This window comes from Psittacicella gerlachiana (assembly GCF_003585965.1).
In the GTDB taxonomy this organism is placed as follows: Bacteria; Pseudomonadota; Gammaproteobacteria; order Enterobacterales; family Psittacicellaceae; genus Psittacicella; species Psittacicella gerlachiana.
In genome coordinates, this window is the sequence record NZ_NRJF01000023.1 from 1 (window position 1) to 13,970 (window position 13,970).

A 13,970-nucleotide genomic window follows, 5' to 3' on the forward strand; every position below is an offset into this window, starting at 1 on the left:
AAGTAACAAGGTTTTATATGAAGAATAACTTAGTAAAAAGATGTTTTTTAGTCCTTTTTTTAGTTGGTTCTTCTTAAAATTTCGGAAAATTTTATCTATAAATTTTCTGTCTGTATATCCTTAAAAAATAAAACTTGTCTTAACAGGTTTTTTAACCTCACATTTTTGTTTTCCTAATATAACAAACAACGAAATTCATATTTTTTTTAGATCTTAACTTTCTGCCGAAACCAAGTTAAGACCCTAGGAGATGCCTTAAACCCGCATCTCCTTTTTTCTATTTGCTCACATATTTGCCTACACGAGTGGCGAGTAAATCACGACTTTGTAACAACTGAAACTTAAAACCATATTGCCCACGTTGGAGGTTACGCCATTGTTGGTTATTAAAAAACTTTCTACTTGCTCTCGCATTTAAAGAGTGAACTTTATCACGATTAAAGTCAGCGACAAACAGTCCATGATAAAAAGTAGTATATTCACAAAATTTCTTGGCTACAAAGTTACTTTTTTCAAGGCGTGCCATTTGCTTAGCATTACTCATGGCAATGCGACAAACATTATTGACATACTCAAAATCACTAAAAGCTGGAAAAGTATAACGATTCTTTACTAACACTGGACGCTTATTGGCATTAATCTTTTGATAAAAATTTAAAATAATATCATTTATCATCTGATTGGCACTAGCAAGAGGCTTTGCTCCCACCCCAGGAGAGATATTTTTGAGCAGTAATGACTTATAAGTTGCGAGCCAAGTTTGCCCGTAACTTTTATAAATTTGATTAAATTTGGTAATTTGACTTTGCTGTAAGCTTTGACTCGTATTTGCCCAACTATGCGAAGCATAGAGGCAAGCGGTCAAGCTTACTAGTCCTAATACTATCTTCTTTGCCATCATCTAATTATTTTCTATAAGGTTGAATTTACAATTGTAACAGAAATCTTAGCTAAGACAAAAAAATACCTCTGATTTTTTTTCAGAGGTAAAATTTATTTTTTCTTGCCTTGCATAATTTCATTGTAATAAGCATAAGCTTGATCTATATCTGGGAAAGCTAAAAGTTCCCCTTTATCGAGAACTAGTGCATTATCACAATACTGCTTAATTGCTGACGAACTATGCGAGACTAAAATTAACGAACGATCTTTACGGCGTTCAAAGAGTTCATATTTACATTTTTTGGCAAAGTTAGAATCACCTACGGCAATTACTTCGTCAATTAAGTAACAATCAAATTCAATCGACAGAGAAAGAGCAAAAGCTAAACGTGCTTTCATCCCTGAAGAATAGGATTTTACCGGTTCATATAAGTATTCGCCAAGTTCAGCAAATTCTTCAGTAAATTTCTTTACATACTCGATATCTTTACCATAGATGCGACAAATAAAGCGTAAATTATCCATCCCCGTCAAGCTACCTTGGAAAGCTCCACTAAAAGCTAAGGGCCAAGAAACACTCATAGTCTGCTCTATCTCGCCGGTAGTCGGAGCTTCTACACCTGAAAGTAAACGAATTAAGGTTGACTTCCCTGTACCATTACGTCCCAAGATCCCAATTTTTTCACCTTTTTTTAAAGTAAAACTTACATCTTTGAGAATTTGTTTCCACCCACTACGAGTTTTATAGCTTTTACTTACATGAGTAACTTTGAGCATGGGTTCAGGGGTGACCGTAAGATCAGGTTGCTCGACTTCTCTACTCATTTTTTTCCCTCTTCTAAGGATTAACATTACGACTAATTAAGCGAACTAGCATTAACCCCAAGGTTAATAGTACCAAATCACAAAATAGTAAATAGTAAGGATCTTCCAGAGTTACTACTTGTGTCCCGAAATAACCATGACGAAACATTTCTGTACCATGGATCATAGGTAACCATTCAAGGTAATGACGATAACGCTCAGGAATAGTATTGAGAAAAAAGAACACCCCCGATAAAGGCATTAAAAGAAAACTAAAAGTACTCCAAATTTTCCCAAAAGCTTCAAATTTATTAGCAATTGCGGTAATCACTAGTCCCAAACCTATAGCAAAAAATGCCATAGCAATCCATGCTAAGAGCATATAGAAAATATCTACAGGCATAGGAATAATCCCAATAAAGACAAAAATTACCATAATCGCAATTTGAGCAATTGTAGCTCCCGCGATCTCCAAAATCATTCGTGCTAAGATCGTATCTAAAACTCGCACATTGCGGTGATAGAGTAAACTAATATTAGCATCGATTGAACCTACAGCTCGATTGGCAGCGTTACGCCACATCATCATTAAGGGATAACCGGTAATGGTAAAAGCGACAATATTCAAGGTTGAGATATGAGCTCCTCGAAACTCTCCCCATAACACCGCAATGAGCAGGGTCATGAGTAGAGGTTCGACAAAGAGCCACATAAAACCAATATTTTTCCGTCCATAACGGGTAATGATTTCACGTAAAATTAACGCTTTTAATACTCGACCTTGAATAATAAAACTCTGCCCTAAAGTAGTTTTATTACCATATTGCATTAGTTTTTATGTTCCCTTACACTTGCTAAAATTAGACTAATTAATCCATATAATAGTAACCCTATAATAAAGGTAGCAAAAATATTATAGAGACGATTAGGTAATTCCGCTAAATCAGGTTTACTTGCTGGAGAAATTACTTCTAAATACAGTTGCTTACGACTAGCTTCGTCTTGAGCAGCTTGTAACGAGGTAATTGCACTTGTTAATTGCTGTAACGCCATGGTATTTTCAAGATTCAGGCGTTGATATTCTACACTTTGTCCAACTAAAGACTCATTATCACCTACAACTTTTTTCATTTGTTCGGCAATTTCTGCCTCAAGAGATTTTTGTTTAATCTCTAAAGTACGAATTTGTGGACTTTGTGGTGCACTCGCTTTTAACTGCGCAATTTGCGTTTGAATGGTAACTACTTGAGCTTGTAAGCTTTCAATTACTTGTAATAACGCCTGAGTTTGACTATTTACATCAAAGAGTCCATTTTTTATGCGGAACTCCATGAGTTCTTGAGCAGTTTTTATTGAATAATCTCGTGCTCGGTTTACATTTTCTTGAGCAAACTTAATTGCATCTCCATGAGCACGATTATTAAGTTCGTTAATACGATTTTCGGCTAAAGCAATGAGTTTACGATTGATTTCATAGCCGTGTTCGGCAACAAATGCTTTAACTCTTAGAGTCGCAATTCCCGAAACCGAATCTATATTCATGCTCACTTGCTCACGAAAATATTGATAAAAAGCTTCATTACTCCCATTAAACCCTAGCGGATTAAATCGACTAAACCAGTCGCCACGATGACTATAATAAGCTTTTACTGGTAAATCTTGCTCTAATTCTTGTAAAGCAGCTCGTGAGGAGATAAAAGTTTGCACATTATAGGCATCATCAACTGACTTGCCTACGCCTACACTTGAGAGTAGACTCCCCATAGCACTCATGGTCGACTGACTATTAGCTGAACGTACCACAAAGGTAGACTCAGAAACATAAACCCGAGAAGCAATAATACCAAAGTAAAGAATTGAGATTAAAGTTGGGGCAACTACGAACAAGTAAAATAAAGGACTGAGCTTTTTTAAACGCATTTTAACTTGTTCGCGCCAGTTTTTACTCATAAACTATCTCTCTGTTAATTATCAATTGCACGTACTGTATTAATTGCAGGACTTGCTAAATAATATACACTACGAACAAATTTTGTAAATTCTGCAAATGGTGCATTTGAAATATATACTACATCTTGATCTTTAATCGGGAATTTTTGTAACCAAAAGAAAGCTTGAGGATCTTTAAGATTAATCCGGTAAATAGTTGGCACTTGATTGCTAAGGTTATAACCTTGAGCTAGCCAAGTTTGTTGTTCTTTTGCTGGTAAACTTCCCAGTTCGGTATAACGGAAGATAAACACCCCTTTAGGATCTGCTCGCGAGTCATCTAAGCCCTCAACTCTGCCTAGAGCCTGAGCTAAAGATAAACCTTGAGCTGAGAAATATACCTCTTGATTTTTCCCTACCGCTCCCATTGCCGTGAAACTTAAAGGATTGGTCATTAAATATACCACATCCCCAGCTTGCAGAGGAATATTTTGCTCAGGATTGGTAACTAGACTAGCTAAAGAAATAGTTTTTACTTCATGATTACGCGTCAATTGCACCGAAATATTTTGTACTTGGGTATCTACCCCACCTACAGCTGCTACCGCATCAAGAATACGTTCTCCATGTGCAGTTAAAGGTAAGCGTACACTATTTCCTTGGCGTAAAACCGTGACATTCTCTGAGTTATTGGTTTTTACTTGCACTAAGACTTGTGGTTGATTCGCCATGCCTTTAAGACGAGCTCGTAAGTAGTTTTGTACTTGCACTGGAGTTTGTTGTGCAACCTTAAAAGTACCAACAAAAGGTACAGTAATATTGCCGTTTTTATCTACCATTTGCTCAGGGAGACTAATCATATTAGCTCCACTTGCAGTCACATTACTATTAGGAAAAAGTAATGCTGGCGAAGCTTCCCATAAAGTAATTTGCAAAATATCTCCAGCTCCAATCGTTCCTACTACCCCTTTACTGGTAGTAAAGGTCGTAAAGGATTGCTGTTGCTGAGCATTAAATAAAGCTTGTACAACTTGATTATCTACTTCAATTACACTAATCGGCAAGCTATCACTACTCTGTTCACCATCGCTCGCAATCACTGCTGAAGTAGTTGGACCTGACTTAGGGGTTATGGCACAAGAAGCAAGAAACAGAGGTAAACAACTAATCACCCCTAAACGCAACCATAAACTATGTTTTTGTCTCATTATCCATCCTAATTTAAAATTCTTATCAGCATACTTAGCTAAGAATTAAAAAATCTGTATTTTAACTGTTTAAGCCTCTATATTATACGGGTAATTATTTACCGCAAGAAGAAAAAATTTAGCAAGAAACCTAATCATTTCTTGCTAACAAATTATTGATTATTATCTTCATTAATGTGATCTAGAGGAGGTTCAGCCTCTACTTTAGTTTCCATTTGACGAGCAGCTAATCCCGCTAAATGGGCTTGCAGATCACGACTATAAATAAGACTAATTCTCTTGCCAGGATCTCCAGTGACTATAGTAATTAATAATTGTCCATCTACCACATTTATTCCCTCTGCTTCCCAGTGGTGCAGAGTACTAAGTTTTAAGGCCATCTCTCGACCTACTTGTAAAAACTCTCGTCCAATTAGCTTACCCTCTAAAGTATAAGTTAGTAAAAGTTTAGGAGAGTTAATCAAGTAGTAGCCAAGAAACACATAAATAAAATTACCATCACTAGCTATCCCTTGGAGAGGATAGTCCTGCGTTAGGGAAATAGGATCTAAAGCAAATTGATATAAAAATTTTTGGCTCAAATCATGTTCGCTTGTTAAATCTATTTGATTTAAATCCCAAACCCGAATAATCGATTTATAACTATGACGTTGATAGCCTCGAGCAATTAAATAACGATTATCACTTGAGATTGCCGGGGTCGGACTTCCAGTCCCATTAAAACTCGGACTAAACAACTCATAGACTTGCGGTTCTTGAGGTTGAGCATTCGCTTGATAATCAAAACTCACTATATAACGTCCGTAGTTTTTATAATGAGTTCCAGCTGAAGCCCAAAGCTTTACTCCTGTTGACGTTGGTTGCCAAGTTAGACCTTGGTGTCCAAGATAAGCACTAGGAATACTCGAATCCATGGCGACAAGCTGATATTGATCAGCAGTATAGGCAAAACGACTCACACACGAGAGCTTAACTCCACATACCCTTTGACTATAGGCTAAACCTTGCTCAGGCAAAATCACAAAAGCTTGGGTAACATTACCAGCAAGAGGTCCGGTGGATATTAACTGATGTTTTAGTAACCAATTGTCTTGAGCTATAGTTATCTCTCGGTTTGCAAGAGCAGGTAACTCTTGAGCTTGAGCTCTTTGCTCTTGAGAGGCTTGTTGCTCTTGCTCTACTTTTTCTTGACTTATAAGCTCATTGGTCACCGAAGTTAAAGCTTGCCCATGCAAAGAATAACTCAATAATAAACCTAAGCTAAAAATTGATTTCCACATGGCTAAGATTTTAAATGTTGTAACTTAACTAAGAGATACTCAACTCTTTGCGATAAAGGAATCTCTGCTAAATCAGGTGCAATTAAATAATTTTTTAATTGCTTTAAGTAAGCGAGTTCTCGCTCTCCTAACTTAGCTAATTCCTTATTTTGCTCTAAAAAGATCAAATGCTGTTGATAGAGTTGGACATCAATTTCAGGGGGTAAACTCGCAAGGTTTTGGGCTTTAAAAAAGAGATAATGGGGAATTTCTTCATTAAGAAATTGGGTTTCCATTGCTGAAAGATCACAAAAACCTATACGAGCTTGATAGCAAGAGAGGTCATGAATAAACTTCACACCATAACGTCCTAAACGCCATAGTTGCCACCAAGAAAAAGTTAAGCTACGTGCATAAACCTCAAGAGCAATACCTTGATCTTGAGCTAAAGGAGCAAAGTAATATAAGAAATCAGTAAGGATTTTTTTCTTTCTTTGCCCTGAATTAGGATGAGGTTTAAGGACGATTTTTTTGACTTGATACAAACGACAAGCAGCCAATAAATTTGTCGCTACCACTTGAGGATAGGCTAAACTGGTATAGTTTTCACTTTCAATCCCCCCCTCCCAAGTCGGAGCATAGAAGCATACAGCCTCTACTGCTTGCTCCTTTAAACCAGTTCTCCCGACAAAGGTGTCGCCAAAGGTTAAAATTCTTTGGGCTTCTACATCTGCGGGCGTAAAAATTTTGGCTTGTAAAAATCTATCAATACCTGCCTGACCTGCAGTAATCACATAATCATAAATTCGAATTATGGGTTTAATTGAAGCTACTTTATTACTTTCTCCATGGGTAATAAACACATGTAACAAATTACGGTTAGCTACGGCTCGACAATTAGATTGTGCATTAAATGGATAAAAGATTACCCCTTGTGTCAAGCTATCGAGATCAGCGTAAGTGACAAAACGAAATTTTACCTTTCCTTTAGTAAACACCTTTGCAATACGCTCACTACTTTTGTGTTTATAGCGTTTAACTAGCACTTCTACCGAGGAACTAAAAATTCCTTGCTCAAAGTAACTAACAATTTGTTTGGCAGCTCCAACAATTTTGGTATCTAAGTACAGGTATAACATAATTGCGATTTAACCGAGTTGTGCTAAAGCTTTACTTATATACTCTTCGTCTGCACGTACTACATCGACAATATTCCCTGATTCTTTACTTGCAAGCACAAAAAGCGAAGCTAAGGCAACACTTTCTGGGTTAAGTAAACTTCCTTCAGGTTCGATCCCAAACGCTTGTACTCGCATCGGGGTTTTGGTGCGTTCAGGATTTATACAGTTAATACTAATTTGATCTTGTGCCCATTCATCAGCAATCGCTTGGGTAAAGTTCACAATTGCAGCTTTAGTTGCTGAATAAATCGAATAAAAAGCACGACCACGGGTATAAGAACTCGAAGTATAATTGAGTAAACTTCCTGCAGATTCTTTTAAGTAAGGGTAAGCAACAGTTGCTACATTTACTACCCCCGTAAAATTCACATTAATACTTTGGGCTACCTCTTGGGCATCCATATGAGCGAGAGGCTTATGCACTAAAGTCGCAGCTGTATTTACCACACAATCAATTCTGCCCTCTTGAGCATAAATTTGAGCAAAAGCTTCACTTAAGGCTTGATGATCGGCAACATCTACACCCGAAGAACGACTTAAAGCATAGGTTTTAATCCCCAAATTAAGTTTTTGGGCAAGATTAACTATGTCACTACCAATTCCATAGCTTCCTCCAACCACAACAATCACCGCATCTTTTAAGTTTTGTAAATAAGCCAGATCAGCTATATTTTTTAACGAAAACTGACTTCTACTTTGGAAAAGCTTATCGGCAATAAATAAATCTACCGGACGGGTTAATTTAATATTAGTCTCCGAGCCTAAAACTACGTACACTTTTTCTTGTGGTAGAGTTTTCATGACAATACCACAATCACAAGTTGCTACCATTCCAGGGGTGTTCTTGTAAATTTCATAAGCTTGCACTATAGTTTTTAACTTAAATGCTTGTGGCGTTTGCCCTTGGTAGTATTCACTACGTTTAGGAATTTCAATAATGGTTTGGGTTTGCGGATCTACTTTAACAATTGTATCGGTTGCAGGAATACATACGTCTACAGCATTGTAAGTATCTAAAGCCTGAATACAATTGCTAATTACTTCAGCGGCAAGTAAAGGACGTACAGCGTCATGAATAATTACTTTACTCTCACCATCTTCTTTTTCTAATGATTTAATCGCTGATAGGGTAGAATCTGTTCTTTCTTTACCACCGTAGACAATACGATTTACTTTGGTGTAATTATTTTGCTGAATAATCTCTGTAATTTTGGTGTAATGATTAGGTTCAGCTACGATCACTATCTCATCGATTTGTTCATGCTCTTGGAAAATATCGATGGTGTGCTCTAAAGCAGTTTTTCCGGCAATCTTTGAAAATTGTTTAGGATAATTTAATTTCATCCTACTGCCAACACCACCAGCAAGGATTACACCTATATTTTTACTCATACTCTTTCCTAATAATTTAGTATCCTATATTTGCTCAACCTCTTGGTTATGCATTGAAATCTGTTGTAATTGAGCAACAAATTCATGATTAATCGTTTGCTGACAGCCAATTAAATATTCACGAGCTTGAGCTCTTTGCTCTGCTTTATAGTCATTACCATTTAACACTTGCTCAAGCTGTTGATATAACTCTTCAAGACTACTAAAAGTGTAAGCATAGTAGTCATAATCCATATCACTTTTAGCAACTTTGATTTCTTTGTCTTGAGGAATGTAGACAAAAATTGGTCCATTAGCAGCTATACATTCAGAAACTACCGCTGAAATATCGCAAATAAAGATATTAGCATTAACTAACAGATCAGCTACAGGGGTAAGCTTGTCAGCAATAGTAAAGTTAATCCCCTGGTGCTCTAAAGCTTCACTTACTTTATCTTCGATTTTCGCTAATAATTTATTACGTGAGCCGGTAACTGGATGAAACTTAGCACTTACTGGTATTTGGTAAGTTTTATTGATATGCATTAAAATCTCTTTGGCAAACATGATTGAAGAATAATTTCCTTCTTCATATACCCCTTCCCAAGTTGGAAGATAGAGTAGACGCATATTTCTTTGTTGCCAAGGTTTTACTGTAGCTTCAATTACTTTATTTAAAGTGGGACGTCCTACTTTAATAAACTCAATATTAGCTACAGAAAAACCAGCATTTTTAAATCTATCTATATGAGCTTGCCCCGCAACCCAAATTTGATCATAGACCCGAAAAAACTTATGGGCACTTGCTGTTTTATCACTATCACCATGACCAAGGAAAATATGTTGATACTGATTAAAACGAATACTATGAATTAAATTTCCGGTATTTGAGAGATAAAAGATGGCTTTTAAATAGGGTAAACCAGAAAGAGTATTTTCAATATCCTGAGGAGTTTTAGCGTAGATTACATTAACGTATGGATAGTTTTGTAGCACCCATTTATAAATTTCAGGGAAACGCACGATAACTACAAAATCTACTTTGGCTTGTAAAAAATAAGGAATCCACATACTAAGATGAGAAGGACCATGGGTCATATTCTCACCGGTGTGAATCGCTAACTCTATATCCAAAAACGGATTTACATGATTTAAATCTAGAGTTAGGGCAGGTTTTTTCCCCGTACTGCTAGTATTAGTAGCAGAACTTGGGTTATGGGAATTCTTATTAACCAAATTAATTAGGGCATCTTTAAAAAACAATCTTGGTGATTTAACAAATTTAGTTAATTTACTCATCTTTAATAAACTATAATTTTTTAAATGTCTCACCCTAATTTAAAGTGGAGTCTTAAATATGAATAATATTTTGTCTCTAATCTAGACTCTAGCACTGAGGGTATTGCAGGTCAATTTATATTCTGCGGTAAATCAACTTGACCTTTACCTAGGGTCTAGAAACCAACTTAGCTCTATGTAAATTTATCCTTAAAGCTTGACTTACAGTTTCATTTTGAGATAAAAATAAAATGACAAAAAATTTTTCCACAGCTAAAAGGGAGTGATTTATTTCAAATCACTCCCCCTACTTAGAGACTATAATAATGATACCCCCCCCCCCCACAGCATTTTCTACATTCAATCTAAAATATCAATAATTTAAGAGATTAATATAGAAAAGTAAAAAGCAAACGTCTAATGTGGAGGGGGTTAATAATTATTCGCTATTATTGACTTGTTAAAACCCGAAGTTTTAACTCTTGGCAAATAACCACTCTCTTAGGGGTATAGACAATTTTAAGATATTCTTGAGACAATATGTCGTAGTAAAATACGCAGAAAAACTTTCTTTCCTAAATTATCTCATATTATATCGAATAATTTTATAATATCTAAATTGCTAAAGTTATATTTTTAAAAAAGAATATTAAAAAATATAATTCTAGAACTATCTAATTTATATATGCAAATACAAAGTTAATGATAATAAAGCTAATTAACTTTGTCTAATATATATGAGCATTTTTTCTAATTTAAAGGATTAGCAACAAATAAATTTAAATTAGATTCTTTAGATAAAAATACTTTTCAAATCTTTACGAAATATTCGCTCTATAAGCTCTAAGCAATGCCTTATATACCTGAGTAACTTTAGGGGTCTTCTTAAACCCAAGAAAATAATCTCAGCATAATTTTTACTTTAGAGCTTGAACTCTTAGATTTGACAAAAATAAACTCTAAAACTCTTATTTCGATAATAAAAAATCTAATTTGTCTTTAAAGTAGGCTAGCTCTTATAGCTTTACTTGTTCTTAACTCTGTTTTTTTAGTAAAAGTACTTTGCTCATATAGTTTTATTTTTTCATTCTCCTTTGCTTTTGCTTTCTTATTTTACTCCTCTACTTTTGTTCCTCGCTTTTGCGATTTAGGTCGCTTTTTCCTTTCTCTAATTTCTCTGCCCTTAATTTAACTACTCGCATGCTCTATTTGTAATTTATTTTTTCAAGAGAATCTATTTATTTATCCCTTAAAATCATAAATATATATTTTTATCTTGCAAAAAGGTGCTACAATATACTTAAGACTTCAGCACTATAAATATTTTATGAAGTCACTAAATTTTAAGGTTCTACTATTAGTTCATTCACTACTTTTTTCTATCTTATGACCAATAAACTTGCACAATTACTTTTAAAATTAGAATTACAATACATAGGTGCTTATATTCAAACCATGGAACAAAAGCATCTCGATACCTATGGTTCTCCCGTAACCATTAATGAATACAACTATAAAAGATATCTTAACCTCAGCGAAATGCATCGAGGCTTAAATAACTTTGTCTCTAAGCTCAATGAGGAAAAAGGATTAAATTTAAAGTGTTCTTCAAATAAAACCATGACTTATCGAGTGCAAGCTATGTTACGTAACCAACGCAATATCAATGCTTGTCTTGAAGAAATGCAAGAAAATCTCTCTCGTCGTGGACGTCGTCCAATTCGAGTGTATCGAGAGCTAGTTGATGATTTTGAACAAATGCAAGAACAAAACCTAACTTTTGCTCGTGGAGCTTTGCTCTTACGCTTGTGTACTCGGCATCAGCTCTCTTTTCCAACACTTGAACGCCTTTATCATCAATGGCTCGAAAACCCGCAAGCTAAGTACCCTCGACGTCCAACGCGTAATGCTCGTTCTCCTGAAGTACAAAAGGAACGTAAACGCTTAGCTCGCAAAAAAGAATTACAACGACAAAAAGACCGTGAAGCCCGAGAGGCCAAAAAACGTCGCATGGAACTTATGCGTCAATTTTTAAAGCAAGGACGTGAAAAAAGTTAAATAAATCCTACAATTTCAAAAATATTTGTACTAAAATAGAAATAATTCACGACTCTACTTTATTTATTTTTTAGATGCAGGTCTTAAGGAGACTTGTTATGGCAAGATTCAAATCAACCAATCTTCGTGTCTTTGTCTTACTCTTTATTATTATCGTTGCCTGTGTATATTACTTTTTTGATAAAAGTGATCGCAACCAACTTACCTCTAACCAAGTTGAACAATTTGCTAAGGTCGCAGGACAAGGAGATCTCTATTATCAAGCAATTGACTCTGCTTTAAATAGTTCTTATGTAAATCTCCAAAATCCTAAGCCTCAACGTTATTTAGCCAAAACTCAGGTTGAATCTATCTATAAACTAGTCTTTACTAATATCAATGCCAACCAAGCTCCAATTATCGAAGATCATCAAACCCTTCTGTTCCCAGGCTTTGTCGGCTTTAAGTTTTTAGTGAGTACTTGTGAACAAGCTCGTCCTCATGTAGCTCAACTGAAACAACTAACTAATGCTTATGCAGATGCTAGTAGTCTATGTGATCTCGCTACCGCTATAGATAGAGTATTTCTTACAGGTCTAACTGATGAGCAAATTAATAGTCTCAATACCTGGGCATTAGAAGATTTAATTCCCGAACAAGTATTTACGCAAGCTCAAGATAATAAATTAGGTTTTACTTATCGACTTCCAAGTCTTGCTGACTACTTAAAATTACCTGTTTTTGGTAAATATGTAATTCAATAATGATTAAGTCCTAGTTAGTTTCTAACTAGGACTTAATTTGACTGTAAACTTGCTCGCCTTGTTATTCAAACTCAAAACAGAACAGTTATTGAGTCTTAAATGCAAAAGCTCTTGTCTCCATAATTTTAGTTTTTTTCTTCCTTTGCCTTCCTAACTCTCACTTAATTTCTTCAAGTTTTTTTGTACTATTTCTGAAAGAGTAAGCAATAAAATTATAGATTTTTCTTAAATTATCCTTATAAAGCTATTAGCAAAACAATGCACAACTGAGGAAGAGGTTAAAATTTTTATACTGCTTTAACTTCTCAACCTCATCTGAGCAACTAAGTAACAACATTTTATTTTCATATGAACCTCGTGAAGAGGAAAACCTAGCTATATTCTTATACTTAAGTGAATGCCCTATTTGAGCTAGCATTTAAAGTTCTTTTTTAAGCACAATTACTGATCTTTTAAATGCTAGTTTAATTCACTTTTTTTAAGAAAAATTAAAAAAGTCTTTACATTTGTTATTTCAGGGTCTATAATAAGCGAGTGTTTACTCAATTAAACTTTGCAAATTCCAACGAGCAAGGATAAGATCAAAAATAAAAAGAGAATGCTTAATTAAACTAACTTCACAAGTTACTTTAATTAAACATTCTACAACACAACACCAAAAGCTTTTTAACTAAAAACATATATAACACAATCCAAAAACAAAACAAATTAAGGAACATAATTATGAAAAAACTATTAGCAGTAGCTATAACTTCAGCTAGTTTATTAGTACCTACATTTGCAAATGCAACTCCATTAAGCCAACAGTACTTCACAGTTGATGGTGTAATCGGTGGTCAACGTGTTTTAGGTAACAACGTACAATCTTACGGGATCAAAGGTGACTACAACTACCGTCTTTTAAGTAACTACGGTTGGTATGCAGGTGCTGAAGGTTTCTTTAACTACGGTCGTCAAAGTTCAGTAAACTACTACAACTTTGGTGTAGGTGCTCAAACTAAATACTTATGGGAAACTGAAACTAAGTTTACTCCATATGCAGGTTTATCTTTAGGTTATCAACAAACTCGTACTTCTAATGACTTAAGCAAACACACTGGTGGTGTGTACGGTGCTTTACAAGTAGGTTCACTATATGGTGACAACTTCGACTTTGGTGTACGTGTACAAGCAGCTTCATTATCAAAAGACTTTGCAAGCAGTGAAGCTCGTGGTCAATATACTTACTCAGTATACGCTGGGGTTAAATTCTAATCA

At 35.2% G+C, this 13,970-nt stretch carries 12 protein-coding genes; 3 read left to right on the plus strand and 9 right to left on the minus strand.

Annotated features, from left to right (window positions below; all coding sequences use genetic code 11):
- Nucleotides 1-277: 277 nt before the first annotated feature.
- From CKF59_RS00705 to CKF59_RS00745, 9 genes are all read right to left on the minus strand, one after another.
- Complete coding sequence (locus tag CKF59_RS00705) at nt 278-901, minus strand: hypothetical protein (RefSeq protein WP_119534066.1); 624 nt, start codon at nt 899-901, stop codon at nt 278-280.
- A 92-nt stretch (nt 902-993) separates the two neighbouring features.
- Nucleotides 994-1,659, minus strand: coding sequence for an ABC transporter ATP-binding protein (locus CKF59_RS00710; RefSeq protein WP_119534082.1), 666 nt, complete (start codon nt 1,657-1,659; stop codon nt 994-996).
- Nucleotides 1,660-1,720: 61 nt separating this feature from the next.
- Nucleotides 1,721-2,515, minus strand: coding sequence for an ABC transporter permease (locus CKF59_RS00715; protein WP_119534067.1), 795 nt, complete (start codon nt 2,513-2,515; stop codon nt 1,721-1,723).
- A complete protein-coding gene (locus CKF59_RS00720; RefSeq protein ID WP_119534068.1) occupies nt 2,515-3,636 on the minus strand; it encodes a capsule biosynthesis protein in 1,122 nt (373 codons plus the stop codon). The genes CKF59_RS00715 and CKF59_RS00720 overlap by 1 nt, the downstream gene beginning before the upstream one ends.
- A 14-nt stretch (nt 3,637-3,650) precedes the next feature.
- Nucleotides 3,651-4,823, minus strand: coding sequence for a polysaccharide biosynthesis/export family protein (locus tag CKF59_RS00725; protein WP_119534069.1), 1,173 nt, complete (start codon nt 4,821-4,823; stop codon nt 3,651-3,653).
- 152 nt (nt 4,824-4,975) lie between these two features.
- Entirely contained in the window at nt 4,976-6,103 is a 1,128-nt protein-coding gene (locus CKF59_RS00730) for a phage baseplate protein (protein ID WP_119534070.1), read from the minus strand.
- A 2-nt stretch (nt 6,104-6,105) separates the two neighbouring features.
- Complete coding sequence (locus CKF59_RS00735) at nt 6,106-7,221, minus strand: CDP-glycerol glycerophosphotransferase (RefSeq protein WP_119534071.1); 1,116 nt, start codon at nt 7,219-7,221, stop codon at nt 6,106-6,108.
- 9 nt (nt 7,222-7,230) lie between these two features.
- A complete protein-coding gene (locus tag CKF59_RS00740) occupies nt 7,231-8,655 on the minus strand; it encodes a bifunctional cytidylyltransferase/SDR family oxidoreductase (RefSeq protein ID WP_119534072.1) in 1,425 nt (474 codons plus the stop codon).
- A 24-nt stretch (nt 8,656-8,679) separates the two neighbouring features.
- Nucleotides 8,680-9,933 carry a CDP-glycerol glycerophosphotransferase family protein gene (locus tag CKF59_RS00745; RefSeq protein WP_119534073.1) on the minus strand — a complete coding sequence of 418 codons (1,254 nt, stop codon included), beginning with the start codon at nt 9,931-9,933 and terminating at the stop codon, nt 8,680-8,682.
- Between the two features lie 1,365 nt (nt 9,934-11,298).
- Between CKF59_RS00745 and CKF59_RS00750 the strand changes: the two genes are divergently transcribed.
- The 3 genes from CKF59_RS00750 (at nt 11,299) to CKF59_RS00760 (ending at nt 13,967) form a co-directional block, all read left to right on the plus strand.
- Nucleotides 11,299-11,970, plus strand: coding sequence for a hypothetical protein (locus tag CKF59_RS00750; protein WP_119534074.1), 672 nt, complete (start codon nt 11,299-11,301; stop codon nt 11,968-11,970).
- 98 nt (nt 11,971-12,068) lie between these two features.
- Nucleotides 12,069-12,713, plus strand: coding sequence for a hypothetical protein (locus CKF59_RS00755; protein WP_119534075.1), 645 nt, complete (start codon nt 12,069-12,071; stop codon nt 12,711-12,713).
- Nucleotides 12,714-13,436: 723 nt separating this feature from the next.
- Nucleotides 13,437-13,967: a hypothetical protein gene (locus CKF59_RS00760; protein ID WP_119534076.1), complete on the plus strand. Its 531-nt coding sequence runs from the start codon at nt 13,437-13,439 to the stop codon at nt 13,965-13,967.
- Nucleotides 13,968-13,970: the final 3 nt, after the last annotated feature.